The following is a 26,955-nucleotide window of genomic DNA, read 5'->3' on the forward strand; positions in this document are numbered from 1 at the left end:
GAGCCCGGGGCGGGACGTGCGCGGCCGGGACCCGCCGTCGTTCTGTCCGGGGCCTGAGGTCAGAACGGGTGCTTGTCGGCCCAGTCCACGGCGAACACCCACAGCCCGATGATCTCCCCGCACACCGCGACGAACGCCACCGTGGTCTGGACGGCCCGTGACTGCCCGGGCAGCAGGGCTTTCGCCGCCGACCGGTTGAACACCCAGAGCCGGTGCCAGAGCCAGTTGACCATGTCGACGAAGACGAAGACCACGTCGCGCACCAGCCGGCCCGCGGCGTCAATCATCGGGGTTCCCTTGTCCGATGGTTTTCCGGTCGAACGGGTGGGCATGATCGCCTCCGGCGAGTAGTGAAGAGTTCCCATTCTGGCGGTGGTCGTGGTCCGTCCGGGATGCACCGGCGCTGTCGGGCATGTCCCATTGTCGCAACTCCCGGTGTCGCCGCGAAGGCCTTCGGTGGTGCCGGCTGAGAGGCTGGGGCCATGGATCTGGAACCACGCACCGCGCCCGGCGACCCCGGCCTCACCGCCTCCGTGATCACCGGCGAGAGCGGGTTCCCCCGCTCGGTGCTGCGCGACCGGCACCCGGAACTGCTGGCCAGGGTGCTCGACGGGGTGCCCTGGCCGCCGGAGGTGCGGCTGGCGCTGAACGGCCTGGCGGAGGAGATCGAGGGCCCGATCCTGCCGCTGTCCGACACCTACGGCGACGCCGCGCAGTGGGCCGAGTGGGCCGCCCCCTACCTCGGCCGCTCCTGGTACGAGGTGCCGTTCCTGTGGGCCGAGAACTACTTCTACCGCAAGCTGCTCGGCGCCACCGGCTGGTTCGCCCCCGGTCCCTGGCAGGGCGTCGACCCGTTCGGCCCGCAGAAAGAAGCCGAGCTGGCCGGTGCGGCGGTGCGGGCCGAGCTGGAGGCCCTCGACGGCCTGGCCGGCCTCGGCCTGAACGAACTGCTGCTCGCGGCGCTGTGGGGCAACCGCGCCGATCTCGGGTTCCAGCTCCAGCGGCCAACGGTGGACGACGAAACACCGGCGACGTCCGGCCTGATCGCGGACGACCGCGCCGCCCTGCTCGCCCTGCTGCCGAGGGCCGACCGGCTGGTGCTGGTGACGGACAACATCGGCCGCGAGCTCCTGCCCGACCTGGTGCTCGCCGACCGACTGCTGAGTGCCCGGCCGGGCACGACCGTGGCCCTGCACGTGAAGCCGAGCCCCTACTTCACCTCCGACGCCACGCCCACCGACGTGCTCCGGACCCTGCGCCGGATGGCCGAAGGCCCGGCCGCTGCCGTCGAAATGGTCGAGCGCCTGAGGGATTTCATCGGTGAGGGCCGCCTGGCCGTGGTGACGCACCCGTTCTACGTGGCTCCGCTGACCTTCGCCGAGGCCCCGGCCGGCCTCCAGAAGGCTTACGCCGAGGCCGATCTCACCGTGCTGAAGGGCGATCTGAACTATCGCCGGCTGGTCGGTGACGTGGAATGGCCCGCCACCACACCGTTCGCGAGCGTGACGGCCTACTGGCCGGGCCGGGTGGCGGCCCTGCGCACGCTGAAGTCCGACGTGCTGGTCGGGGTGGACGCCGCCCGGCTGGCGGAGCTCGACGCCTCCGGGCCGGGCTGGCGGGTCTCGGGGGAGTACGCCGTGGTGCAGCTGGCGGGCTGACCGGTAGGCGGGCGACTCGTCAGCCGGTTTCGCCCGCCCGCATCATCGGCAGCAGCACCGCCGAAAGGACCAGCGCGGTCAGGGCGAAGCAGCCGCCCACCAGGAACGCGTCGTGGAACACCGAGGCGCGGGCCACGTCCGTGCGTGCCGGGTCACCGTTCGCCCAGGCGGTCAGCTCGTCCACCCTGCGGAAGGCGATCGTCGCCGCCACCGCGACACCCAGGGCGCCACCCAGTTCCTGGCTGGTGTTGATCAGCCCGGCCGCCAGCCCGGCCTCCCGGTCGTGCACCCCGATCTGCGCCGCGATCTGGAGTGGTACGAACGACAGGCCCATACCCAGCCCGGTGACCAGGAAGGTTGGAAGGATCCGGGTCGCGTAGGAGGCGTCGGTGGGCAGCTGCCACAGCGAGATCATCCCGGCCGTGACCAGGGTGAGGCCGATCAGCAGCACCGGCTTGGCGGCCGCCCTGCTGCTGACGTTCGATGCGACACCGGCGCCGACCCCGACGATCAGAGCCAGCGGGAGGTACGACAGGCCGGTCCGGACGGCCGAGTAGCCGAGCACCTGCTGCATGAAGAGGCTGGCGAAGAAGAAGATCGTCACCACGCAGCCGAGCAGGAACAGGGTCGCGAGGTCGGCCGTGCGCAGGGTGCTGTTGCGGAAGATCGAGAACGGCACGAGCGGTGCGCTGATGTGCCGCTCCACCATGACGAACGCGGTGAGGAGCCCGGTCGCCACGACGATTCCGCCGATGATCAGCGGGTCGCTCCAGCCCTTCTCGATCGCCTCGGCCAGCGTGTGGATCAGGGCCAGCAGGCCGCCCGTCAGCAGCGCGGCACCGACGATGTCGAACTTCTCGTGGGCCGCGGTACGGGTCTCCGGCAGGATGCGCGGGGCGAACAGCACGGCCAGGACGGCGATCGGTACGTTGATGAAGAAGATCCAGCGCCAGCCCGGCCCCTCGGACAGCACACCGCCGAGCACGTTGCCCGCCACCGGCGCCAGACCGGTCAGGGCGCCCCAGATGCCGAGAGCCCGGTTCCGGTCCGGGCCCTCCTCGAAGGTCGCGGTCAGGGTGCTCAGGGCCGAGGGGGCCATCAGCGCCGCGCCGAATCCCTGCACACCGCGGGCGACGAACAGCACGATCGGGTCGCCGGCCAGACCGGCGGCCAGGGAGGCCAGTCCGAACAGCAGGAGACCGGTCCGAAGGATGCGACGACGGCCGAACCGGTCGCCCAGCCGGGCGCCGGACAGCAGGCAGCCGCCCAGCATCAGGCCGTAAGCGGTGACCAGCCACGGAAGCTGGTTCTCCGGGATCGACAGCCCGGCCTCAATCGTCGGAAGCGCCACATTGACGATCGAGACGTCGAGGAAGACCATGAACTGCGCGATGCAGAGAAATGCCAGGACGACACCCGGGGTGACGCCGTCCGCGGCGGTACTGCCCCGGGCCAGATCTGGGGACGACATGACAAACTCCTGCTCCGTGACGGCGGGTGGGCGGTTCGCCTGATCGTTCAAAAGTGATGGCCAGCAACTGTTTCCAGAACTGCGCGGCACGTGATCAGGTTCGTTGAACAGGCGCTCCGCCGACGGTAACAGCCGTCGTCCATTACGTTCCTAGGGGGAAGTGGCTTGCTGGGGGAAACCGTGACCGACATCGAGACCGTTCCCGATCCGGTGCGTCGCCCGGACGGGCAGTCCCCGCCGGCCCAGGCCTGCCCGATCGGGCCGGTGGTCGACCTGGTGTTCAGCCGCTGGACCACCCCGATCCTCTGGACCCTGAACATCTACGGCCGCATGCGTTACGTCGAGATCGAGCGCACGCTGGGCACGATCACGCCCAAGGTGCTCACCCAGCGGCTGCGGCAGCTGGAGCGGGACGGTCTGGTGAAACGCACCTACCTGCCCCAGGTGCCGCCCCGGGCGGAGTACGAGATCACCGAGCTGGGCCGTAGCCTGGCGCCGGTCTTCTCGGCCCTGGTCGAGTGGTCGGGCTCGAACCTGACCGAGGTGGAGCGGGCCCGCAGCGACTACGACAGTTCGCGGGGCTGAGCCGTCATCGCCGCCACGATGCCTGTCCTGCAACGGATCTGAGGCGGGGGATCGGTGTTCCGTTCCCTCGGGGTGCGCAACTTCCGCCTGTTCGCCGGTGGACAGGTGCTCTCGGCGCTCGGTACCTGGATGATGGTGGTCTGCCAGGACTGGCTGGTGCTCCGGCTGACCGGGGGTTCCGCCGCCGCGCTGAGCACCGTCACCGCCCTCCAGTTCACCCCGCTGGCCCTGTTCATGCTGCCCGGCGGGCGGCTGGCCGACCGCTACGACAAGCGCACGCTGCTGATCGTGGCCAACGCCGTCTCGGCCGGATGGTGCGCGGTGCTGGCCGGTCTCGACCTCAGCGGCTCGATCCGGCTGTGGCACGTGTACCTGGTGGCGGCCGGCCTGGGGCTGGTCAACGCGGTCGAGATGCCGACCCGGATGGCGTTCGTGTCCGAGCTGGTCGGCCCCGAGCTGCTGCCCAACGCCTCGGCGCTCAGCGCGGCCTACTTCAACCTCTCCCGGGTCACCGGCACGGCACTGGTCGGGCTGCTGATCTCGACCGTCGGCACCGGCCCGGTGATGGCCCTGAACGCGGTCAGTTACGCGGCGACCATCGCCGGCCTGGCCCTGATCCGGCGCTCCGAGCTGCTTCTCGGTGCCCGGCCGGCGGGCCGGGGCGGGGTGGTCGACGGGCTGCGCTACGTGGCCGGGCGCAGTGATCTGGTCGCCGCCGTCGGCCTGCTCGCCGTGGTCGCCCTGGTGACGTTCAACTTTCAGGTCACGCTGCCGCTGCTGGCCACCCAGGTGCTGCATGCCGACGCCACCGCCTTCGGCCTGGTCTCCACCGCCTTCGCCGCCGGCTCGCTGGCCTCGGCCCTGGCCACCACGCTGCGCCGGCGCAGGCCGTCCGGAACCCTGCTGGTGGCCTCGGCTCTCGTGCTGGGCCTGATGGAGGTGGCGGTGGGGCTGGCCGGGGGCACCGTCGTGCTCATGCTGTTGCTGTTCGCGCTGGGCTTCGCCTCGCTGTTCTTCGGCCAGGCGGCCAACCACCGCATCCAGCTGGGCAGCGATCCGGCCTACCGGGGACGGGTTCTCGCGCTCTACTCGCTGATCATGCAGGGCTCCACACCGCTCGGCGCGCTGCTGGTCGGATGGACCGCCGGGCTCTGGGGAGTGCGCAGCAGCTTTCTGCTGGCCGGGGTGATCACCGCCCTGGCCGCGGTGCTGTGGTGGTTCCCCCTGGTGAAGCACCCGGCTGCCACCGGCCCTGACCCCGGTGGCAGCCGGGTGGTCGTCAGTCGGTCCAGAAGCCGGGGCTGAACCGGTGCACGTACAGGTTGTCGACGTACGAGATCGGGTCGGCCACCAGGTTGGTGGCCCGGGAGGTGAACAGCACCGACGAGCCGCCCGGCAGCAGGGCCAGGCCCTCGCTGCCGCTGATGCCGTCGCCCTCGGTTCCGTCGGACGCCACGGAAACCCGCACCGTGCGACCGCTTTCGAGGCTCTGCACGAAAACGTCATAGGTGCGGTTGGTGTCGTCGGCCACCAGGTCGGACTCATAGGCCTGGAAGGTGACGAACGCGCCGTCCGGCGAGACGGTGGCGTGGCTGACGGTGTCGGTGGTCGGGCCGCCGGTGACGGTCTCACCCGCCACCCGCACCGCGCCGGTGGTCAGGTCGGTGACGAAACCCGTTGACCGGTATGGAAGATCGTCGTCCACCAGGCCGTGCAGAGAGTTGCCGTCCCAGCCGATCACCGTGCCGTCGGCGGAGACGGTGACGTCGGTGGCGCCGATGCCCTGCGCGGCCACACCACCGGTGGCCTGCTCGCCGTTCGGCCCGACCGAGACCCGGGTGGTGTCGCCGGTGACCAGCGAGTGGGCGAACAGGTCGGTGAGACCGTTGGTGTCACCCGGCACCAGGTTGGTGGCCCCCGACACGAACACCACGGTCTTGCCGTCGCCGGAGACCTTCGGGCTCACCGAGTCCTGGCGTTTCGCACCCGCCACGGACGTGGCCTGGGCGCCGGAGGAGGTGACGCTGACCCGGCTGATCCGCCCGGTGGAGCGCTGCCACACGAACACATCGGTGAGGCCGTTGGTGTCGCCCGGCACCAGGTCGGGCGAGGCGGACCGGAAGGCCACCACGCCGCCGTCGGCGGAGATCGACGACGCCGACCCGCCGCCGGAGTCGGGTGTGTCGTCGAGACCCGTGCTGATCTTGGTGATCCCGCCGGTGTCGAGGTCGCTGACGAAGATGTCGTAGGCGGCGATGTTGGTGCCGTCGACCGGCACCAGGTCGGAGGCGTTGGAGGCGAAGGCGACGTAGCGCCCGTCGTCGGAGATGGCGGGCGAGATGCTGTCCCGGTTGGCGGCGTCGCCGGCCGGGTTGTTCGAGATGCGCCGGGCGGTGCCGGTCTCGGTGTCGCGCACGAAGATGTCTTGCGCGTTGTTGCTGTCGGTACCCGGGGCGACGGGAATGTTGACGGCGCGCGACTGGAAGGCCACGTAGCGGCCGTCGGGGGTGACGGCCGGGGCGGTGGTGGACGCATCGGGCGCGCCGACGCCCGCCTCGCCGTCGACCGGGTTGACCAGTTCGGTGGTGCCGTGAGGACTGGTGCCCCGAGGACCCGCCGCCTGAGCCGGGACGGCCAGGAACCCGCTGATGGCAACGGCTGTAGCGAGGCTCAGCCCACTGCGCCTGCTGAAGACATGATGACGCACTGTGTCGATCCCACCCTTGCTCTCGCGCTCACCCCCGAGCCAGAACAGATTAGGCAGACACCTGATGATTTTGTGGGCGAATCGGGAAAACCGGTCAGCGAGCCAGGCCGGAGTGGATGGCGAACACCACCAGCTGGGCCCGGTCCCGGGCCTGGAGCTTGATCATCGCCCGGCTCACGTGGGTGCGCACGGTGTCGGCCGAAACCAGCAGCCGATCGGCGATCTCGGCGTTCGAGAGGCCGGCGGCCACCCACGACACCACCTCGCGCTCCAGGTCGGTCAGGTCGTTCAGCCGGGGATGCGGCCGGTGGGCGTGCGATCCGGTACCGAACTCCTCGATCACCCGGCGGGTCACCGAGGGCGCGAGCAGCGAGCCGCCGTCGGCGACCACTCGCACCGACTCCAGAAGCTGTTGCGGCGAGGCGTCTTTCAGCAGGAAACCGCTGGCGCCGTGGCGCAGTGCCTCGAACACGTACTCGTCCAGCTCGAACGTCGTCAGCATCACCACCCGTACCCCCTCAGGGCCGGGTCGGCGGTCACCGCGGCGAGCAGGCCCAGCCCGTCCAGCACCGGCATCCGGATGTCGCAGAGCGCCACGTCGGGCCGGGTCCGGCGGATCAGGGCCAGCCCCTCACGCCCGTTGCCGGCCTCGCCGGCGTGCTCCAGATCAGGTTCGGTGGCGATCAGCGTGGCCAGCCCCATCCGCACCAGCGGCTGGTCGTCGATCAGCGCCACCCGGATCACGGTGCCGCCGCAGGATCGACCGGGATCGTCGTACGCACCATGAATCCATCCGTGACATGCGGGGTTTCGAGCTGCCCGCCGATCTGCCGAACCCGGTAGCGCAGTCCGGTCAGGCCCATACCTGAGGACGGCGAGGAGCCCGCACGGCCCACGCCGTCGTCCACGACAGTCAGTGAGGTGGCCCCCGGAGCTGCGGAAGGAGACCGTGGCGCGCCGTGCCCGGGCGTGCCGCAGCACGTTGGTCAGCGACTCCTGCACCACGGCGTACACCACCTGACCGGGCTCCTCCGGGATCCCCGAGGGCAGCCCCGAGGGGACCTCGACGACCAGTCCACCCGACCGCACCCGCTCCAGCAAGGGGCCGAGCTCGGCGGGTCCCGGTGCGGGTGCGCGGGAGGCGGTGCCCGAGTTGATCGCCGCCAGCTCGCGGCGCAGGGCGGTGAGCGACTCCTGGCTGGAGGCGCGGATGGCGTCGAGGCTGCGGCGCAGCCGTTCCGCGTCCTCGGCCGGCACCGGGCTGCGCTCCAGCACGTGCAACGCGACCTGGGCGTGCAGGGCGATCACCGCGAGCCCGTGCCCGACCCCGTCGTGCAGCCCCTGGGCCATCCGCAGCTGTTCCTCGGTGTTCGGCCGCCCGGCCGGCCTGCCGGAGGTGACCGCGCGGGTGGGGGCGCTGATCGAGGGGCCGGGCTTCTACCCGTACCTGTCCGGGCACGACAACCTGCGGGTGATGGCCCGCTACCGGGGGTTGCCCGGGGCGGCGGCACCACGGTGGTGCTGTCGAGCCATCTGCTGGCCGAGGTGCAGGAGATCTGTGACCGGGTCGGCGTGATCAATGCCGGCCGGCTGCTCAGCGAGTCCACGGTGGCGCAGTTGCGCGGCGGCACGTCGCTGCGGGTGCGTGCCAGCCCGGTCGAGACGGCGTTGGCCGTGGCGCAGCGGATCGCCGGGGACCACGGCGTGCGCCGGGTTGTGGAAAAGCGTGGGGACGTCGATGCGCTCGTGCTGGACCTGCCGCCGTCCTCGGCCCCCGAGGTCGCGCGTGTTCTTGTCGCCGAGGGCGCCCAGATACACGAGATATCCCCTCTGGAAAGGAGTCTGGAGGAGGTCTCTGAGATGACGGCGGACCGGGGGTTTTCCACCCCGGTGGACAAGGCTGTGGATATTTCCGGTGCCGGGCCGGTCCGGGTCTCTCGTCGTCCACAACCTGTGAAAAAACCTGTGGATAAGGAGTTACAAGAATGAACAGCTTCCGCGCCGAACTGCTGCGGCTGCGCCGCTGGCCGGCGATCTGGGTGACGCTGGGCGCCTGGATCTTCCTGGCTCTCTTGTTCGGATATGTTTTCAATTACGTGACGTACACGTCAGGTGGCGGTAACTTCTCCAACGAAGGGCAGAGTCTGGCGCAGATCTACGTCCAGCTGCTGCCAGAAGCGCTGCCGGGCGTGCTGGTTCAGGGTATGCCGTTGTTCGGTGGGGCTCTGATGATGGTGCTCGGGGCGATCGTCGCCGGCAACGGGTACGGCTACGGAACCTGGAAAACCATTTACACGCAGGGCCCTTCGCGGCGTGCCGTCACTCTCGGCTCGCTGCTGGCCCTGAGCGCCCTGGTGGTCGGCGTGCTGCTGCTCACCCTGGCCCTGTTCGGCGCCTGCACCACGGCGATCGCGTTGAGTGAGGGTGAGGCGCTGGTGTGGCCGCCCCTGACCGACCTGGCCGCAGCCGTCGGGGCCGGCCTGCTGGTGCTGGAGATGTGGGCGCCGGCCGGGTACTTCCTCGGCACGGCGGCACGCGGGCCGGCCCTGTGGGTCGGGCTCGGGCTGGTCTGGGCCCTGGTGATCGAGCAGTTACTGCGCGGAGTCGGTGGGCTGCTCGGGCCGGTCGAGGCCGCCACCCGGGTGCTGCCGGGCACCGCGGCGGGCTCCCTGGCCGGTGCGATCGTGGGGCCCGGTGGCGACACACCCGGCGTGCTCGACGTGCTGTCCGGCCCGGTCGCCGCCGCCTCGGTCACGGGCTACCTGGTGGTGCTGGTGACGGCGACAGTTGTCCTGGCTCAACGGCGCGACGTGGTCTGACCATCTGTTTCGTCGGGGCGTTGCCTAGCATGAGCGGCCGTGTGGGCGGGCGAACGGCGCCGGGCCCGCAGGGCCGAGAGGAAGAACCGACATGCCCGGATTCCGGGACTGGCTGCTGGAAGGGCTGGCCGACCGGGCCACCACGATCCCCGGCCCGCACGGCAAGCCGCAGGAGGAGGATCACGCCCGGCCCTGGTACCAGGTGATGTGCCTGACCGGTGTGGACTACTTCTCCACCCTCGGCTACCAGCCCGGCATCGCCGCACTGGCGGCCGGGGCGGTCGCGCCGATCGCCACACTGGTGCTGATCGTGCTCACCCTGCTCGGCGCGCTGCCGGTGTACCGCTGGGTGGCGCGCCGCAGCCCGCACGGCGAAGGCTCGATCTCGATGCTGGAGCACGTGCTGCCCTGGTGGGCGGGCAAGCTCTTCGTGCTGGTCCTGCTCGGCTTCGCGGCCACCGACTTCCTCATCACGATGACCCTGAGCGCGGCGGACGCCACCGCCCACCTGGTCGAGAACCCCTTCGCACCGAGCTTTCTCGACGGCCAGGAGGTGCTGATCACCCTGGTGCTGCTGGCCCTGCTCGGCGGGGTGTTCCTGCGCGGGTTCAAGGAGGCCATCGGCATCGCCATCGTGCTGGTGACGCTGTACCTGTCACTCAACGCGGTGGTGGTGGGCGTGGCCGTGGTGCACGTGCTGGAGAACCCGCACCTGTTCGCGGACTGGACCGACCTGCTGGCCACCGAGCACACCAACTGGCTCGCGGTGGTCGGTGTGGCCCTGGTGGTGTTCCCCAAGCTGGCCCTGGGGCTGTCCGGCTTCGAGACCGGCGTGGCGGTGATGCCGCAGATCAAGGGTGACCCGGACGACACCCACGCCGAGCCCCGGGGCCGGATCGCCGGGGCGCACAAGCTGCTCACCACCTCAGCCCTGATCATGAGCTGCTTCCTGATCCTGTCCAGCTTCACCACCACCCTGCTGATCCCGCAGGAGGAGTTCCGGGCCGGCGGCGAGGCGAACGGCCGGGCCCTGGCCTTCCTCGCGCACGAGTACCTGGGCGAGGTCTTCGGCACCGTCTACGACGTCAGCACCATCGCCATCCTCTGGTTCGCCGGCGCCTCGGCGATGGCCGGGCTGCTCAACCTGGTGCCGCGCTACCTGCCGCGCTACGGCATGGCCCCGCGCTGGGCCCGCGCGATCCGGCCGCTGGTGCTGGTGTTCATGGCCGTGGCCTTCTTCGTCACCTGGTACTTCAAGGCCGACGTGGACGCCCAGGGCGGGGCCTATGCCACCGGGGTGCTGGTGCTGATCACCTCGGCCGCGGTCGCCGTCACCCTGACCGCCCGCTCGATGCGCAACCGGCGGGCGGCGGTCTTCTTCAGCGTCGTCGCGGTGATCTTCGTGTACACCACGATCGTCAACGTGCTGGAGCGGCCGGACGGCCTGCGGATCGGCCTGTGCTTCATCGTCGGCATCCTGGTGATCTCGTTCGTCTCCCGCGCCGGTCGTGCCCTGGAACTGCGCGGGGCCGGGCTCACCTTCGACGACGAGGCGCGGAAGTTCCTGCTGGACGCGGCGAAGTGCGGCACCCTGCGGCTGGTCGCCAACGAGCCGGACGCCCGCGACGCGGCCGAGTACCGGGACAAGGCCAACGAGATCCGCAGGGACAACGACGTGCCGAAGTGGGCGCCGCTGGTGTTCGTCGAGGTCACCGTGCAGGACGCCTCGGACTTCGAGACCGAGCTGCACGTGCGCGGCGAGGAGCGCTTCGGCCACCGGATCCTGCTGGTGAACAGCTCGGTGATCGCCAACACGATCGCCGAGATCCTGCTCGAGGCAAGGAATCTGACCGGGCTGGTGCCGCACGTCTACTTCTCCTGGACCGAGGGCAGCCCGTTCCGTAACCTGCTGCGCTTCCTCTTCGTCGGCGACGGTGAGGTCGCGCCGGTCACCCGCGAGGTGCTGCGCGAGGCCGAGCCGGACCGCGAGCGCCGCCCCCGCGTGCACGTGAGCTGACCCGTCTCAGGGCGCTCCCCGCCAGCGGTACTCGATCTCCGGCCGGCCGGTCCCGCCGTAGCGTGAGCCGCGGTGGGCCAGGCCGGTCTCCACCAGGTACTCCAGGTAGCGGCGCACCCCCACCCGCGACATGCCCACCGCCTCGGCCGCGTTCATCGCCGTGACCGCGGCGGGGGCGGCGCGCAGGGCCCCGATCACCCGCTCCAGCGACTCCGGGCTCATGCCCTTGGGCAACTGCTGGTCGGACGCGCCGCCGCGCAGCCCGCCGAGAAGCCGGTCCACCTCGCGCTGGTCGACCTCCTCGCCGGCGCCCCGGGTGAGCTGGGCGCGGGACTCGGCGTAGCTGGTCAGCCGGTCCCGCAGGGTGGCGAAGGTGAACGGCTTGAGCAGGTACTGGGCCACGCCGTTGGCCACGGCCCCGCGCACGACCGCCAGGTCGCGGGCCGAGGTGACGGCGATGACGTCGGCCTCCACCCCGCGCGCCCGCATGATCCGGTGCACCTCCAGGCCGTGCAGGTCGGGCAGGTTCATGTCGAGCAGCACCAGGTCCACGCTCTGGTGGGTCACCTCGTGCAGCGCCGCGGCCCCGGTGCGGGCCACCCCGACCACGGTGAAACGGTCCAGCCGGCGCACGTACTCGGCGTGGGCCCGGGCGGCCAGCTCGTCGTCCTCCACCACCAGCGTCCGGATCACGCGGGCACCACCCTCGGCAGCGGCAGCCGGACGTCGAACACCGTCTCGCCCCGTTCCTCGTCCCGGTGCAGGGTGATCGAGCCGCCGTTGCGCTCCACCGCCTGCCGGACCAGCGCCAGGCCCAGCCCACGCCCGGTGCCGGTCCTGACCCCGTTCAGGCCGAACCCGGTGCCGGGCGCCTGCTTCGTGGACCAGCCGCGCCGGAATATGCGTTCCGGGTCGGGCACCGGCGCACCGGAGTTGCTCACGCGCAGGTGGAGTTCTGCCGGTCTTTCGTCGTCCATCGGCCGCACCACCTGGGCGACCACACCGACGCGGCGCTCGCCGGAGAACGCCAGGGTGGCCTCGAAGGCGTTGTCGATCAGATTGCCGAGCACGGTGAGCAGGTCGCGCGAGGGCAGCACCCCGTCGGGCACCTCCAGGTCGGTGGGGAACTCCAGCCGGATGCCGCGCTCGGCCGCCTCCGCGGCCTTGCCCAGCAGCAGCGCCGCGACCACCGGCTCGTGTGCCTGCCCGATCACCCGGTCGGTGAGTTCCTGCACCCCGGCCAGTTCCGAGGTGGCGAACTCCAGGGCCCGGTCGGTCTCGCCGAGCTCGATCATCGTGATCACCGAGTGCAGCCGGTTGGCCGACTCATGCGCCTGCGATCGCAGCGACTCGGTCAGGCTGCGGGTCTGGCTGAGCTCGTCGGTCAGCGAGACCAGGTCGGTGTGGTCGCGCAGGGTGACCACACTGCCCAGCACGCGGCCGTTCCAGCGGGCGGGCGAGACACTGACCACCAGCACACCCTCGCGGGTCAGCTGGATCTCGTCGACCTGGGTGTCACCGCGGCCCATCGCCTCCACCAGCCCGGCCGGGATCGGCAGGTCGTCCAGCCGGCGGCCTGCCACCGGGGACTCCAGGCCGAGCAGGCGCACGGCCTCGTCGTTGATCAGCTGCACCCGGCCGTCCCCGTCGACGATCAGCAGTCCCTCGCGCACGGCGTGCAGCACCCCCTCGTAGAACTCGAACATCCGCAGCAGCTCGGCCTGGCCCATGCCCAGCGTCTGCCGTTTCAGCCGGGCGCCCAGGGCATAGGCCACGGCCGCCCCGGTGAGCAGCACCACCGCCCCGGCGATGAACAGCGGGGGCAGCTGCTCCTGGGTCAGCTCACCCACGTTGTCGATCGTGACCCCGACGGCGACCAGCGCGACCACGTGCCCACCGGCGTCCTCGATCGGTGCCACGGCGCGCACCGACGGGCCCAGCGTGCCGGTGTAGGTCTCGGTGAACGCCGTGCCGGCCAGGGCCTGTTCGGTGTGCCCGATGAACCGCCGGCCGATCAGTGCCGGGTTGGTGTGCGTGTAGCGGATGCCCCCGGGGGACATCACGGTGATGAAGTCGGTGCCGGTGGCCGCCCGCAGCCGCTCGGTGTACGCCTGGAGCACCGGGGAGGGGTTGTCATCACCCAGCGCGTCCAGCACCGTGGGGGTGACGGCGATCGACCGGGCCAGGGCCAGCACCTCGTGCGCCGTCGCGTCGCGCACCCGGTCGCGGGTCTGGAGGTAGGCGGCCACCACGGTGGACGCGACCAGCAGCACGACGGCGACGACGACGAGCCCGAAGGCCTGCCGGGCCACGCTCCAGTGCCGAGGGTCCATGGGGCACAGTCTGCCGACCCTTGCGGGTTACTCAATGAACGAAAGCGCGACCAGCGCCCGAAGGACGGGCACTCTCGTCGGCAGTGGCGCAGTTCACAACCGCGCAGCACGCACGACACCTCATCCGATGACGCAGGAGGCGGCCATGTCCGACACGACCCCCACGGCGAGCGCACCACCGGCACCACGTCGCGACCGAACCCACCTGCTCTACCTGACCGTGATCGTGGCCGTCGTGGCCGGTGCGGTCATCGGCCTGGTGTTCCCGGACTTCGGCCAGGAGCTGAAGCCCCTGGGCACCGGCTTCGTGGCGCTGATCAAGATGATGATCTCGCCGATCATCTTCTGCACCATCGTGCTCGGCGTCGGCTCGATCCGGGAAGCCGCCAAGGTCGGCAAGGTCGGTGGCCTGACCCTGGCCTACTTCCTCACCATGTCGACGATCGCGCTGATCATCGGCCTGATCGTGGGCAACTTCCTGCACCCGGGCTCGGGGCTGGACCTGAGCGGGCTGGAGGGCTCCGGCGCCGAGCAGGCCGGTGACGCGCACGAGACCACCACCGACTTCATCCTCGGCATCATCCCGACCACCATCGTCTCGGCGCTGACCGAGGGCGAGGTGCTCCAGACCCTGCTGGTGGCTCTGCTGGTCGGTTTCGCGGTGCAGCAGATGGGCTCGGCCGGGCAGTCGGTGCTGAACGGCATCAGCGTCATCCAGAAGCTGGTCTTCCGGGTGCTGAGCATGATCATGTGGCTGGCCCCGGTCGGCGCCTTCGGCGCGATCGCCGCGGTGGTCGGCGCGACCGGCACCGATGCCCTGGTCAGCCTGGCCCGGATCATGATCGCCTTCTACATCACCTGTGCGATCTTCGTGTTCGTCTTCCTCGGCCTGCTGCTGCGGGTGTTCACCGGCCTGAACCTGTTCTCGCTGCTGAAGTACCTGGCCCGGGAGTTCCTGCTGATCGTCTCCACCTCGTCGTCGGAGTCGGCTCTGCCCCGCCTGATCGCCAAGATGGAGCACCTGGGCGTGTCCAAGCCGGTCGTCGGCATCACGGTGCCCACCGGTTACTCGTTCAACCTCGACGGCACGGCCATCTACCTGACCATGTCGTCGCTGTTCATCGCCGAGGCGCTGGGCAACCCGCTGAGCATCGGCGAGCAGATCTCGCTGCTCGGCTTCATGATCATCGCCTCGAAGGGAGCCGCCGGGGTGACCGGCGCCGGCATGGCGACCCTGGCCGGTGGTCTCCAGAGCCATCGCCCGGACCTGGTCGACGGCGTCGGCCTGATCGTCGGCATCGACCGGTTCATGTCCGAGGCCCGCGCCGTCACCAACTTCGCCGGCAACGCGGTGGCCACGGTGATCATCGGCACCTGGGTGGGCGAGTTCGACAGGGAGACGGCGCTGCGCACCTTCCGCGGCGAGAACCCGTTCAACGAAGCAACTCTCATTGACGACCACGGTGCGCCGGCGGTGCCCGGTGCGACGGAATCCGCTGGTACCGGACCGGTTTCGGACGCCGGGCGGGGCGACCGGGTCGCGGTCTGAAAAAGCTGGACCGTGGGTGTGGGCCGGGGCGGCAGCCCCGGCCCACACTGGTTCGGCGGTGATGCTTCCGGGGTGCATGGGTCGAACGGGCCATCCGGGGCTTGGGGTAAAAGGCTGCTCTTGCGTCCAGACCGGCGCGCCTGGCTTGTCCAGTTCGTACCGTTCTTGTGTGAAGCGCCATTTCAATTCGCCACCGGGCTGGCCCCGGCCGCCGGAGGACTGGCTGCCCCCGCGCGGGTGGCAGCCGGATCCGCAGTGGCCGACCCCGCCGTTCGGCTGGCGGTACATCGTCGACGGTCCGGTGGGAACACCGATCAGGGACGACGCGGAGCTGGGCGAGTGCGCCCCCGACCGGGTCCCCAGGGGCTGGGCCAGGTCGGACGCCGACGTCCTGCTCGACGTGGGCATCGACCCCGAGGGCTGGGCCGACCGGTCGCAGTGGCTGCGCGAGAACTGGGCACGCACCGACGTGATCCCCCGGGCCGAGGCGCTGCCGGAGCAGGAGCTGGGCCGGCTGAGCTGGGTGGGGGACGAGCCCGGCCCCGATGCCCTGCCGGATCCGGACGTGGCGCCCGGTGGTGCGCCGGACGTGTCCAACTGGCTGGACCGGCTCTACGGCGACGGCCCGGTCGGCACCGACCCGAGCGTGCGCGAGTACGACCTCGGCATGCAGCGGCGGGTGGCCCGGCGGCCCGGGGTGCCGGCCCACTCCTCGCAGGACCCCAGCCGGTTCCGTGACCTGCCGGCCTGTGACGAGGCGGCCTCCCGGCGTTCCCGGCAGATCCGACGGCGGGTGCTGGCACCGGTGGTCGTGGCGCTGGTCGGGCTGGCCGGGGCCGGGCTGGGCCGGATCGCACTCACCGGGGTCGGTGCGGAGGACGGCCGGGTGCTGGTGGCCGACCCGCCACTGCTGACCGGGCAGAAGGGGCCGGACGGTCTGGTCACCGTGTCGCCGGAGCCAGGGGGCTCGTCGCGGGCGAGGTCCGGAGCGGTGCGGGCCACGGCCGGGGCCACGCCGTCGGCGGGCACCGGCGACCAGGACGGGAACGGCGCCTCGTCGAGGCCGGAAGACACCGGCGCCGGGGGTGCGAGTGCCTCCGGGGGGACTGCCTCGGCCGGTGCCGAGGGGGCGGCCGGGGGCGGTGCGGCGGGTTCGGCTGCGGGATCCGGTGCAGATTCCGGCGCGCGTCCGGGTTCCGGGTCCGGCTCGGGTTCCGGCTCAGGTTCTGGCTCGGGGTCCGGCTCGGGGCAGGAGGAGGGGTCCCTCTCGTCGTCCTCCACCGGAAGGCACCGGGGCGACGGTGACCGTGACGACGACGAGGACCGGGGCACGACGTCCGGCCGTAACGGCAGGAAGTGCAACGCCAACTACACGGTGAGCTGCGTGCCGGTCGCGAGCGACGTGGACTGTGCCGACAGCGGCGGCGACGGCCCGGCCTACCTGTCCACCCGGGCCCGCGTGGTGGGCAAGGACGTGTACCACCTGGATTCCAACGGTGACGGATGGGCCTGCTGAAAAGGACTGTGCGGTAACCTGACTCGTCGGTATACCCGGAAGATATGATTTATCACTACGACCGCGTAACTTGATGGACCGTTCCGTGCATCTGCGCCTAGTTTGCTCGGGTTGGCGAAAATCGGCGATGGAGCCCATGACTCGCCCATCCCCGACCGGACGTCACGTTGCCGACGGCTCAGCACCGCCCGTCGGCATGAGGGAGCGCACCCATGCCGGACATCTCTGTCGTCGTGCCCACGTGCCAGGAGGGCGACAACGTTGCCGAGCTGGTCGACAGAATTTCCCGCACGCTGCCCTGCGAGAAGTCCGAGATCGTCTTCGTCGACGACTCCGACGACCACACGCCCCAGGTGATCGCGGCGCTCGCGCGCAGCAGTGCGATGCCGATCCGGCTGATCCACCGCGCGGGCGAACAGCGCAGCGGCGGTCTGGCCGGTGCCGTATCGCGGGGAATTGCTTCCAGCAGTGGTGATTTCGTCGTGGTGATGGATGCCGACCTGCAACACCCGCCGGAACTGGCGGCGCAGCTGGTCCAGGTCGGCCGGGACGATCCGGCCGACGTCGTCGTGGCCAGCCGCTACGTCGGTGACGGCGACGCCGGCGGGCTCAGCTCGGTGGCCCGGCTGGTCACCTCGCGGGGCAGCGGATACCTCAGCCGGGTGATGTTCCCCCGTCGGGTGGGCCGGCGCTGCACCGACCCGATGACCGGCTACTTCTGCCTGCGTCGCGATGCCGTGGACCTGAACCGGCTGCGCCCCAGGGGTTTCAAGATCCTGCTGGAGATCCTCGCCAGTCACGACCTGGTGGTGCGCGAGGTGCCGTTCAGCTTCGGCGAGCGCCGGGCCGGCGAGAGCAAGGCGTCGCTGCGCAACGGCCTGCACTTCGTGATCCAGCTGCTGGCACTGAGAATCGGGGCGCCGGGCCGGTTCGCGGCGGTCGGCCTGGCCGGTCTGGTGCTCAACCTGGCGCTGATGTTCCTGCTGATGCAGGCCGGTTCGCACTACCTCTGGGCCGCCGTGGTGGCCACCGCGCTCACCATCCTGAGCAACTTCGTGATGCAGGAACGTCTGGTGTTCGACGGCCCCCGGCGCCGCAACCTGACCGCCCGGGCCGCCCAGACCTTCACCTACAACGGCCTCGACGCGGTCGCCCGCATGCCCCTCCTGGTGTTCCTGGTCGAGCGCGGCATGGGATCGCTGCCGGCCCAGGCCGCCACCGTCGGGCTCTCGTTCGCCGCCCGGTTCGTGTTCACCAGCAAGGTCGTGTACCCGCGGCAGCCGACGGCACCCGGACCGGTCACGCCGCCCTCCGACGCCGAGAAAGACGCGTATCTGGCCGCACCGCAACACCGTTGGCTGTTCTGGGCGCAGGCCGTGGCGATGCTCGGGGTGGCCGTGTCGATGTACGGCCTGGCCACCAACACCTACTGGACGCTGATCTTCCTCGGGCCACTCGCGTTGATGGTGGTGGAACAGGCCCTGGCCCTGCGCACCTCCACGTTCACCCGCCGGGTCACCGTCGGCCGGCACCGCGAACTGGTGCGCGACTTCCGCGGCGCCCCCTCGGTCGACGTCTTCCTCCCGACCGCCGGCGAGCCGCTGGAGGTGCTGGCCAACACCTACGAGCACGTCGCCCGGCTGGACTGGCCCGGGGAGCTGCGGATCCACGTGCTCGACGACTCCGCGCGCGAGCAGGTGCGGCGCCTGGCCGGCGCCCACGGATTCGAATACCTGGCCCGGCCGGGCAGCGAGTTCAAGAAGGCCGGCAACCTCCAGTACGCGCTGGAACGCAGCCGGGGCGAGCACATCACCATCCTGGACGCGGATTTCGTGCCCCGGCCGGACTACCTGCGCGAGCTGGTGCCCTACCTCGACGACCCGTGGGTCGGCATCGTGCAGAGCCCTCAGTTCTTCGCCACCGACCGCTCGATGTCGTGGTTGCAGCGGTGTGCGGGGGCCACCCAGGAGATGTTCTTCCGTTTCGTGCAGCCCTCCCGCGACGCCGTCGGGGCGGCCATCTGTGTCGGCACTTCCGCGGTGTACCGGCGGCGGGCGCTGGAGGCCATCGGCGGGTTCCCGCTGATCGGGCACAGCGAGGACGTGTACTGCGGAGTCATGATGGCGCGGAAGGGCTTTCAGCTGCGCTACGTGCCCGTGCTGCTCACCCGCGGGGCCTGCCCTGACAACCTGGACGCCTTCATCGCCCAGCAGTACCGCTGGTGCGAGGGCTCGATGTCGCTGCTGATGGACCGCAACTTCCACGAGGAACCCACGATGAGCGCGGCCCAGCGCGCCAGCTACTGGTCCGGCTTTCTCTACTACCTCGCCACCGCCGTCAACGCCGCCCTGGCACCGCTGGCCGTTCTGGTCATGGTGATCGCCTACCCCGACCGGGTGCAGAGCGGCAACATGCTCCCGCTCGCCGTCGCCACGCTGTTCTGGCTGGCGGTCTTCCCCGTGGTGGCCTTCGGGCGCTGGCGTTTCGAGGTGTTCCGGGTGCAGGCGGTCTACGGTTTCGCCCACCTGTTCTGCATCGGCGACCTGATCCGTGGGCGGGCGGCGGAGTGGGTGGCCACCGGGGCCGTGCGCACCGGCACCTCGCCGCGGGCCGCGGTCGGCGACCGGGTGCGCCGGCTGATGGGCCCCTACCTGCTGGCCACCCAGGCTGCCACGCTGATCGGGCTGGGCGCCGGGGCCATGGTCTACGGCTTCGCCCACTACTGGGCCAACATCGTGCTCGCCCTGCTGAACGCCTACGTGTACCTGCCGGTGGGCTGGGCGGCCGTGCGCGGCGGCGAGGGACGTCTGCTCGACCGGCTCCTCGGTCTGCGGCCCTCCAGCGAGCCGGCGATCGGGGAGACCGCATGACCACCACCACGCTCGCTCCGGAGACCACGAGCCCGCAGACCACGGCGGTCCCGACGCCGCTGTGGCGCAGCGCGCTGCTGTCGTTCCTGCCCGGTGACCGTCCCTGGCGGGGCCGGGTGGTCGCGGCCCTCCCGTCGTCCCTCATCGTGCTGGTCCAATGTGTGACGACGATGAGGCTGCACAACATCGCCAACAGCGACGAGGCCCTCTACATCGATGCCGGGCATGCCTATTTCGCGCAATGGGCGGGCGGTGCGAAGGCCCCGGACTACGGTTCCTACTTCTCCGGTCACCCACTGGCCTACCCCTTGCCCGCGGCGGCGATCGATCACGTCGGCGGGCTGGAGCTGGTCCGGTTCACCAGCCTGCTGCTGATGATCGGTGCCACGTTCTGCGTCGGGGCGGTGGCCCGGCACCTGGCCGTGAGCAACCACGACGCGGCGCGCTGGGCGGCCATGCTGTGCTTCGTGCTCAGCGGGGCGGTGATGTTCAACGGCAACCTGGCCACCTACGACGCGCCCTGCGTGCTGGCGGTGGCGCTGGCCCTGCGCTGGGCGGTGACCGGCTCGGGCCTGGTCTCGGCGTTCGGGGCGGGTGCGGCGCTGGCGTGCGGTGCGGTGCTGAAGTACGCCGGTGGCGGCTTCCTGCCGGTGATCGTGGCCCTGGCCGTGCTGGCCGCGCCCCTGGCCTGGCGTAATCTTTTGCGGGCCACGGTGATTCTGCTGACGGCCGGTGGTCTGCTGCTGCTCGTGTACCTGCCGAGCGCCGGCCTGATCCGTGAGGGCATCGAGTTCACCACGCTCTCGCGGCAGGCGCACAACTACCGTTCTGTGTCGCTGCTGATCTGGGAATGGGTCTGCGGGGCAGGGGTTCTCGCGGTTCTCGCGATGGCCGGTGCGGTGCTGCTGGTGCGCCGGGAGCGCTCGTTCCGTCTGGCGCTGGTCTGCCTGGCGCTGGTGGCGGCGGCCCTGGCGATCCCGGTGAGCCAGCTCAGGATGCACGAATACACCTCGTTCGACAAACATCTGGTGTTCACGGCGCTGTTCCTGGCTCCGTCGGCCGGGCTGGTGGTCACGCTGCGCCGGGTGGAGGCACGGGCCCTGCTGCTGGCGGTCGGGGCTCACCTGCTCACCGTGACGGCCCTCTACCGGGCCGACTTCCTGTTCACCGAATGGCCCGACAGCACACCGGTTCTGAAGAAGATTCAGGCGGAGGACCGGGCCGGCTCCTACCTGGCCGTGGGGGCTCAGTCGATGGCCTACTACGCCAAGGACTTTCCGGAGCTGACCTGGGAGGAGCCCTGGGGCCTGTTCGGGGCCGGGCACCAGGCCGTGCGCAGGGCGGTGCAGGCCGGGCGTTACGAGGGGGTCGTGGTGGTGTCCGGCAGCACGGCCAGCGCCGAGCTGGACGCGAACGTGGCCTATCTGACCAGACTTTTGGACGCCGATCCGGCCTACGAGGTGGCCGGGTCGTGGGCCAAGCACCGCTACGACCCGAACCGGTTCACCCTGTACCTGCGGCGGGTGGACCCGGTCAGCTGTGACGCTGCCGCAGGTAGTGACGGTGCACCCGGAGTGCGGCCGGATCGGCATCCAGACGCCAGTCACGTTCCTTGCGCTGGTTGAAGAAGGCCAGGCCGGTCAGCCGGGAGAAGCTGGTGCTGCGGTAGAGGTCCTCGTACCAGCGGGCCGTGCCCGGGCCCGGGGCGCAGCCGATCTCGCCCACCAGGAACGCGGCGTTCGGGTGCAGGGCGCAGAGCCGGTCGTACATCGGCCGGATCAGCGCCTCGGGGTCGTGCTGGGGCGAGCCGTCGGGCAGCCAGCCCCAGTTGTAGCCGTCCAGGCCGATCAGGTCGACGAGGTCGGCGCCCGGCCAGTACTCCTCCATCGGGGTGCCGCCATCGTCGAAGGCGTTGGGGCAGAACAGGAACTGGAGATTGGGCGTGCCGTGGGCCCGGGCCAGGTCGACCACGTGCCGCCAGGCGTCCCGGAACTGCCCGGCATCGGTGACCGTGCGCTGTGGCCCGGCCAGCGACCAGGGGTACCAGGAGCCGTTCATCTCGTGAAACAGGCGCACGATCACCCGTCCCGGGTAGCGGGCGGCGCCGTCGAAGAAGGACCAGAGGTAGTCGTCGCGCCAGCCCCGCACGATGTCGCCCAGACCGACGCCCCAGGCCTCCCAGGCGAGCATGCAGTCGTAGGAGCCGGGGCGGGCGGCGAGCTGGTCGGCCAGCCAGGGCTCCCAGCCGGTGTTCCAGTCCTTGAACCAGGAGAAGAGGGGCAGCCGGGCCCCGACGCTCTGTTCCAGGCGGAGATGGTCGCCCAGCAGGTCGCCGCCGAGGGAGGAGTAGGCCCCGAAGCGGCAGCGCTCGGCCAGCCGGGGGCGTCTCAGCAGTTGCCCGCCGGCCAGGGCGGCGGCGGTGAGGGCGGTCACGCCGGCGGCGGCACCGAGGGTGAGCAGCTCGCGGCGGGAGGGCGAGTCGGCGGTCGGGTGGGTCGGGCCTGGTGACGGCGGCCACACGGGATCGGCCATGACGCCCGACCCTATGCCCATTCCGTGGCACTGAGTGCGGTGAGTGCACTGAGGGTGACTATGTTGCGGCTTCGGGTGGGCTGCGCGGCGTGCTGGGTAACCCAGTTCGTCTTGGAGGCGAAGAACCGCTAATGTAGTCATCGCTCCCCCGGGAACAGGGGAGCAAGCGCCCGTAGCTCAACGGATAGAGCATTTGACTACGGATCAAAAGGTTAGGGGTTCGAATCCCTTCGGGCGCACTCGTTGAGACAGCGACGTGACAGGCCCTGGTCTGCGGAAACGCATTGATCGGGGCCCGTTGCGTTTTGCCCCGTGGTGACAGCCGCCGACCGGGAAAACCCAAGGGCGGCAAGAGGTTCGATCGCCCTATGATCCACCCGATTTACTCAGAATCGGAGGATTTGTGCCTGAACTTTACGCTGGCGCGCGACGGGCTGCCCCGCTCGTCCTGTGTGTGATCGTGCTGGTCGGCTGTGGCTCGGCGTCCACCCCGAAGGCCGAAACCGCCCCGTCGGCCGGCAGCGCCGCGAGCGCGACGCCCGGCGCCACCGAGCAGATCGCCCAGCTCGATGCCCTTCTGGAGAAGGCATCGGCCGCGCCGGCCTACTCGGCGACGCTGACGACCCGCACGCTCGTCGCGAACCAGGAGGTGGTGGTGATGACTGGCAAGGTCAACTTCAACGACGGCGAGCTCAATGGTCACGTCGATGTCACCACGGCGGCCTCGGGCGACACCCCGGCCAGCCAGGTGCAGGTGGTGATGACGCGTGAGAAGCAGTACGTGCGGAACGTGGGAACCAGTTCGCAGAGGGAGGAGTGGCTGGAGGTGCCGGCCGACGGGGCGAGCTCGATCGCCGACCTGACCGGGTACGGGCGGCTCCTGCTCGCGCAGGGCCCCGAGGCGGTCAAGGGCGAGGAGACGGTGGGAACGGTCACGGCAACCCGGCTTTCGGGCGTCGTCACCACCGAGGACGTCCGCACCCTGGAGCCGAACCTCTACAACCGTCTGCGCACCGCTGGTGTCGAGTCGTTCGAGTGCGACATCTGGGTGGACGGGTCCGGGCGCACGGTCCGGCTCGAGCAGTGGATCACCATGAGTGGCTACCCGACGCACAACGTCATGGAGATCTCGGAGTTCGGGAGCGCGTTCGAGCAGGAGGCGCCGGAATGACGGGTGACCTGACCTCGTCCGGTTCCCCTCCCGGCGGCGGACACCGAAAACGTCGCGACGCGTTACTTCTTCGGTCTGACGATCTTGTATCAAGAGCACTTTGAGGACGACGGTGGCAGCGCGCTCTCGCTCGCCCCGGATCCCGGCGGCCCGGCCCCGGCCGAGGCCGCCGGTGATCACTCGAGGCCGCGCGCAAAGCGCATGCTCACCAGCACATGCGGGGCTGCACTGCCGGCCGGAAGTGTGAGGCGGTAGGCGGAGTCTCACCTCTGGGGCTGGCGTTCTGCTTGTTAACGGCCCGCTATGCTGACCTTTCGGCTCTATATGCAGACAAACTGGATCATTGGACGGGCATGCCTCCCAAACCCTCCTCGCGAAACGTCCTGGGCTCGCTTGCCGCCTTCGTCGTGGTGAGCCTGATGGCCGGGCTGCTCGCGGCCGGGCTGGCTGTGCCCGCCCTCGGCGCTTCCGGCGCGGCCACCAACAACGTCGTCGAAGCCTTCAACGAGCTCCCCAGCGAGCTCGAAGACACCCCGATGGCCGCCAACACCAAGATCCTGGCGGCGGACGGCTCGCTGATCGCGACGTTCTACGACGAGAACCGCGAACCGGTCGACCTGGACGACATCTCGCCGTTCATGCAGGAAGCGATCGTGGCGATCGAGGACGAGCGGTTCTACGAGCACGGCGGTGTAGACGCCGAGGGCCTGGCCCGCGCCATCGTCGTCAACCTGGCCAACCCCGGTTCGCAGGGCGCGTCCACGCTGACCCAGCAGCTGGTCAAGAACTCGCTCAAGGAGCAGGCCTACCTGGCCGGCGATGACGAGGGCGTCAAGGCGGCCGCGGCGCCGACGAACTCCCGAAAGATCAAGGAGATGCGTCTCGCCGCCGCGCTGGAGAAGAAGAAGACCAAGCAGGAGATCCTCGAGGCCTACCTGAACATCGCCTGGTTCGGCGGGCAGGTCAACGGCATCGAGGCCGCGGCGAAGTATTACTTCGGCACCACGGCCAAGAAGCTCACGCTGCCCCAGGCCGCCATGCTGGCCGGCATGATCCAGTCGCCGACGTCGTACGACATCAGCGACCCGGACAAGCTGGACACGGCGCTCGGCCGCCGGAACACCGTGCTGAACAAGATGTTCCAGCAGGGCAAGATCGACCAGGCGACGCGTGACCAGGCGATTGCGAGCAAGCTCAAACCGAAGATCACGCCGACCTTCCAGGGCTGCGCGAACGCCGACACCAGTGCCTACTTCTGCGACTACGTCTACAACCTGATCGTCAAGGGCAACGGCTTCAAGGCTCTGGGCAAGACCCAGGAAGACCGGGCACACGCGATGAAGACCGGCGGCTTCACGATCCGGACCACGCTCGACAAGAAGATTCTGAAGGCCGCCTGGAAGGCCGTGCGGGAAGCGGTTCCACCGAGCGACCCCAGCCGCGTCGCCACCGCGTCGGTCACCGTGGAACCCGGCAGCGGCAAGGTGCTGTCGATGATCCAGAACAAGTTCTACAGCGTCGACAAGGGTTCCAAGAACACCACGATCAACTACTCCACCGACTACCAGTACGGCGGCTCGGCCGGCTTCCAGACCGGCTCGACGTTCAAGCCGGTGGTGCTGGCCACCTGGCTGAAGGCCGGCAAGACGCTGAACTCCACGATCGACGGCTCGGCCGGCAGCATCGCGGTGAGCTCGTTCAAGCGGTGCGGTTCGAGCATGGGCTCGTCCAGCGAGATCTGGAACTTCAGCAACTCGGCGGACGGTGCCGAGCAGGGCAGCATGAGCGTCTGGGACGCCACGGCCAACTCGGTCAACGGCGCCTACATCCGCATGGAGGCCCAGCTCGACCTGTGCGACGTGGCGGACACCGCCGAGGCGCTCGGCATGCACCTGGCGGCGAAGACCACCGACGTCTGCGACAAGACCAAGAAGACGACGAAGATCCCGAACTGCATCGCCTCGATCGTGCTCGGCGTGGTCAACCAGTCCCCGATGACCATGGCCAACGCGTACGCCACCTTCGCCTCGGGCGGCAAGTACTGCACGCCGATCGTGGTCACCTCGATCAAGGACCGCAACGGCAAGGCGATCAAGATCCCGAAGAAGAACTGCAAGCAGACGATCGACTCGGACGTCGCCGCCGCCGCCACGCTGGGCCTGAGCCGGGCGCTGACGAACGGTACGGCCGCCTCCACCGGCCCGCTCTCGAACGGCCAGAAGGCGTCGGGCAAGACCGGGACGACGAACGACTCGCAGGACACCTGGTTCGTGGGCTACACCCCGCAGCTGTCCACCTCGGTGTGGGTCGGCCCGGAGACGGTGAACGGCACCCGTAAGCCGATGAAGGGCGTCTACATCAACGGCGTCTACCGGGCCAACGTCTTCGGTGGCACGATCGCCGCGCCGACCTGGAAGAAGATCATGGAGGCCGCTCTCCAGGGCAAGCCGGTCGAGAACTTCCCGACGGCGAACAGCAGCCTGGTCGGCGTGAAGCAGACGCCCAAGCCCGACAAGACCGATGACCAGGACGACCAGGGCAACGGCAACGGCAACGGCAACGGCAACGGCAACAACGGCGGCACCACCACGCCGGGCACCGGCAACAACAACGGTGGCGGCAACAACGGTGGAAACAACGGCGGCAACAACGGTGGCGGCCAGAACCGGTGATCTGAGCCGTCGCACGGCAGCTCTCAGCGAGGTCCGGTCAGGTGATCCTGGCCGGACCTCGCTGTTCGTGCGGCACGGCGCACCGTGACGATGCACGCCGATAGGCCCGCCTTGACCAGGACCCTGGTTGCGCTTAAGCCTGGTATGCCTAGCGTGCTGGCCCGTCATCCCCCTGAAGGAAGGACCGCTCATGCTCACCCTGAGAGCCAAGGCCGGTTTCCTGGTGGGCGGCGGGGCCGCGGTGGCCCTGGCCGCAGCCCTGGCTACCACGTCGGTGGGGTCCGCGCAGGCCACCCCCTCGAACCGCCCGGCCACGGTGACCTCGCAGGCAGCGGCCGCCGACCTGGACTCGCCGCAGAAGAAGGAGATCGCGATGCAGCTGGTCTCCAGCGCGGAGAACTCCTCGCTGGACTGGCGCGCGCAGTACGGCTACATCGAAGACATCGACGACGGCCGCGGATACACCGGCGGCATCATCGGTTTCACCTCCGGCACCCACGACATGCTGGAGCTGGTCGAGGCCTACACCGACGATCACCCGGACAACGGCCTGGCCGGCTACCTTCCCGCGCTGCGAGCGGTCGACGGCACCGACTCGCACCAGGGACTGGGCACCGCGTTCGAGCAGGCATGGAAGGCGGAGGCCGAGGTAACGGCGTTCCAGCAGGCGCAGGACTCCGAGCGTGACCGGGTCTACTTCGACCCGGCGGTGCAGCAGGCCCGGGCCGACGGGCTGCGAGCCCTGGGGCAGTTCATCTATTACGACGCGATCGTCATGCACGGCCCGGGCGAAGACGACGTGAGCTTCGGCGGCATCCGCCGGACAGCACTGGAGCAGGCCGCCCCGCCCTCCGAGGGCGGCGACGAAACCGCTTACCTGAATGCGTTTCTCGATGCCCGCAAGGCCGCCATGCTGACCGAGGAGGCACACTCCGAGACCGGCCGGGTGGACACCGAGCAGCGGAAGTTCCTGCGCGAGGGCAACCTTGACCTGGACCCGCCGCTGCGCTGGACCGTGTACGAGGGCGACGAGACCTACGAGATCCTCTGAGTAG

19 protein-coding genes, 1 tRNA gene and 2 pseudogenes are annotated in these 26,955 nt (G+C 70.0%); 14 read left to right on the forward strand and 8 right to left on the reverse strand.

Going from position 1 to position 26,955, the window contains the following annotated elements:
* Positions 1 to 59: 59 nt before the first annotated feature.
* Positions 60 to 287 (reverse strand): hypothetical protein, encoded by a 228-nt coding sequence (locus tag KIH74_RS26675; RefSeq protein ID WP_214159105.1) that lies wholly within the window; start codon positions 285 to 287, stop codon positions 60 to 62.
* A 195-nt stretch (positions 288 to 482) separates the two neighbouring features.
* Here KIH74_RS26675 and KIH74_RS26680 point away from each other — a divergent pair, with 195 nt between their 5' ends.
* Complete coding sequence (locus KIH74_RS26680; protein WP_214159106.1) at positions 483 to 1,658, forward strand: damage-control phosphatase ARMT1 family protein; 1,176 nt, start codon at positions 483 to 485, stop codon at positions 1,656 to 1,658.
* Positions 1,659 to 1,677: 19 nt separating this feature from the next.
* Here KIH74_RS26680 and KIH74_RS26685 read toward each other — a convergent pair whose 3' ends face one another.
* On the reverse strand, positions 1,678 to 3,129 hold the full coding sequence (locus KIH74_RS26685) for an MFS transporter (protein ID WP_214159107.1): 1,452 nt from the start codon (positions 3,127 to 3,129) through the stop codon (positions 1,678 to 1,680).
* Between the two features lie 180 nt (positions 3,130 to 3,309).
* On the opposite strand from KIH74_RS26685, the gene KIH74_RS38030 reads away from it, so the two are divergent.
* Both KIH74_RS38030 and KIH74_RS26695 read left to right on the forward strand, forming a co-directional pair.
* Positions 3,310 to 3,714 (forward strand): winged helix-turn-helix transcriptional regulator, encoded by a 405-nt coding sequence (locus KIH74_RS38030; RefSeq protein WP_308114012.1) that lies wholly within the window; start codon positions 3,310 to 3,312, stop codon positions 3,712 to 3,714.
* Positions 3,715 to 3,768: 54 nt separating this feature from the next.
* On the forward strand, positions 3,769 to 5,019 hold the full coding sequence (locus KIH74_RS26695; protein ID WP_214159108.1) for an MFS transporter: 1,251 nt from the start codon (positions 3,769 to 3,771) through the stop codon (positions 5,017 to 5,019).
* Here the strand turns inward: KIH74_RS26695 and KIH74_RS26700 are convergent.
* From KIH74_RS26700 to KIH74_RS39335, 3 genes and pseudogenes are all read right to left on the reverse strand, one after another.
* Positions 4,994 to 6,421 carry a TolB-like translocation protein gene (locus tag KIH74_RS26700; RefSeq protein WP_214159109.1) on the reverse strand — a complete coding sequence of 476 codons (1,428 nt, stop codon included), beginning with the start codon at positions 6,419 to 6,421 and terminating at the stop codon, positions 4,994 to 4,996. The two genes, KIH74_RS26695 and KIH74_RS26700, sit on opposite strands and share 26 nt — an antisense overlap.
* Positions 6,422 to 6,515: 94 nt before the next feature.
* Positions 6,516 to 7,165, reverse strand: a pseudogene (locus tag KIH74_RS39330) (response regulator).
* Between the two features lie 471 nt (positions 7,166 to 7,636).
* Positions 7,637 to 7,771: pseudogene (locus tag KIH74_RS39335) on the reverse strand (histidine kinase); the annotation flags it as partial.
* 165 nt (positions 7,772 to 7,936) lie between these two features.
* Here KIH74_RS39335 and KIH74_RS26715 point away from each other — a divergent pair.
* The 3 genes from KIH74_RS26715 (at position 7,937) to KIH74_RS26725 (ending at position 11,257) form a co-directional block, all read left to right on the forward strand.
* Positions 7,937 to 8,410 (forward strand): ATP-binding cassette domain-containing protein, encoded by a 474-nt coding sequence (locus tag KIH74_RS26715; protein WP_214159110.1) that lies wholly within the window; start codon positions 7,937 to 7,939, stop codon positions 8,408 to 8,410.
* On the forward strand, positions 8,407 to 9,240 hold the full coding sequence (locus KIH74_RS26720) for an ABC transporter permease (RefSeq protein ID WP_214159111.1): 834 nt from the start codon (positions 8,407 to 8,409) through the stop codon (positions 9,238 to 9,240). The genes KIH74_RS26715 and KIH74_RS26720 overlap by 4 nt, the downstream gene beginning before the upstream one ends.
* A 91-nt stretch (positions 9,241 to 9,331) precedes the next feature.
* Entirely contained in the window at positions 9,332 to 11,257 is a 1,926-nt protein-coding gene (locus tag KIH74_RS26725; protein ID WP_214159112.1) for an amino acid transporter, read from the forward strand.
* Between the two features lie 6 nt (positions 11,258 to 11,263).
* Here KIH74_RS26725 and KIH74_RS26730 read toward each other — a convergent pair whose 3' ends face one another.
* Both KIH74_RS26730 and KIH74_RS26735 read right to left on the reverse strand, forming a co-directional pair.
* Positions 11,264 to 11,950 carry a response regulator gene (locus KIH74_RS26730; RefSeq protein WP_214159113.1) on the reverse strand — a complete coding sequence of 229 codons (687 nt, stop codon included), beginning with the start codon at positions 11,948 to 11,950 and terminating at the stop codon, positions 11,264 to 11,266.
* A complete protein-coding gene (locus KIH74_RS26735) occupies positions 11,947 to 13,590 on the reverse strand; it encodes a sensor histidine kinase (RefSeq protein ID WP_214159114.1) in 1,644 nt (547 codons plus the stop codon). The genes KIH74_RS26730 and KIH74_RS26735 overlap by 4 nt, the downstream gene beginning before the upstream one ends.
* Positions 13,591 to 13,735: 145 nt before the next feature.
* Here KIH74_RS26735 and KIH74_RS26740 point away from each other — a divergent pair, with 145 nt between their 5' ends.
* The 4 genes from KIH74_RS26740 (at position 13,736) to KIH74_RS26755 (ending at position 21,150) form a co-directional block, all read left to right on the forward strand.
* Entirely contained in the window at positions 13,736 to 15,139 is a 1,404-nt protein-coding gene (locus KIH74_RS26740; RefSeq protein ID WP_214159115.1) for a cation:dicarboxylate symporter family transporter, read from the forward strand.
* Positions 15,140 to 15,308: 169 nt separating this feature from the next.
* On the forward strand, positions 15,309 to 16,655 hold the full coding sequence (locus KIH74_RS26745) for a hypothetical protein (protein WP_214159116.1): 1,347 nt from the start codon (positions 15,309 to 15,311) through the stop codon (positions 16,653 to 16,655).
* A gap of 212 nt (positions 16,656 to 16,867) precedes the next feature.
* Positions 16,868 to 19,525 carry a glycosyltransferase gene (locus KIH74_RS26750; protein WP_214159117.1) on the forward strand — a complete coding sequence of 886 codons (2,658 nt, stop codon included), beginning with the start codon at positions 16,868 to 16,870 and terminating at the stop codon, positions 19,523 to 19,525.
* A complete protein-coding gene (locus tag KIH74_RS26755) occupies positions 19,522 to 21,150 on the forward strand; it encodes a glycosyltransferase family protein (protein ID WP_214159118.1) in 1,629 nt (542 codons plus the stop codon). The genes KIH74_RS26750 and KIH74_RS26755 overlap by 4 nt, the downstream gene beginning before the upstream one ends.
* Here the strand turns inward: KIH74_RS26755 and KIH74_RS26760 are convergent.
* The gene (locus KIH74_RS26760; RefSeq protein ID WP_214159119.1) at positions 21,059 to 22,057 is read right to left on the reverse strand and encodes a glycoside hydrolase family 26 protein; all 999 of its coding nucleotides are present in this window, start codon (positions 22,055 to 22,057) and stop codon (positions 21,059 to 21,061) included. The genes KIH74_RS26755 and KIH74_RS26760 overlap by 92 nt on opposite strands.
* 166 nt (positions 22,058 to 22,223) lie before the next feature.
* Between KIH74_RS26760 and KIH74_RS26765 the strand changes: the two genes are divergently transcribed.
* The 4 genes from KIH74_RS26765 (at position 22,224) to KIH74_RS26780 (ending at position 26,951) form a co-directional block, all read left to right on the forward strand.
* A tRNA-Arg gene (locus KIH74_RS26765) sits at positions 22,224 to 22,296 on the forward strand.
* 215 nt (positions 22,297 to 22,511) lie between these two features.
* Positions 22,512 to 23,228 carry an LppX_LprAFG lipoprotein gene (locus KIH74_RS26770; protein WP_214159120.1) on the forward strand — a complete coding sequence of 239 codons (717 nt, stop codon included), beginning with the start codon at positions 22,512 to 22,514 and terminating at the stop codon, positions 23,226 to 23,228.
* A gap of 353 nt (positions 23,229 to 23,581) precedes the next feature.
* Positions 23,582 to 25,900, forward strand: a complete 2,319-nt coding sequence (locus KIH74_RS26775) for a transglycosylase domain-containing protein (protein ID WP_214159121.1) — start codon at positions 23,582 to 23,584, stop codon at positions 25,898 to 25,900.
* Between the two features lie 190 nt (positions 25,901 to 26,090).
* Positions 26,091 to 26,951, forward strand: a complete 861-nt coding sequence (locus KIH74_RS26780; RefSeq protein WP_214159122.1) for a chitosanase — start codon at positions 26,091 to 26,093, stop codon at positions 26,949 to 26,951.
* The last annotated feature ends 4 nt before the right edge of the window (positions 26,952 to 26,955 follow it).

The sequence above is a fragment of the Kineosporia corallincola genome (assembly GCF_018499875.1).
Lineage (GTDB): Bacteria > Actinomycetota > Actinomycetes > Actinomycetales > Kineosporiaceae > Kineosporia > Kineosporia corallincola.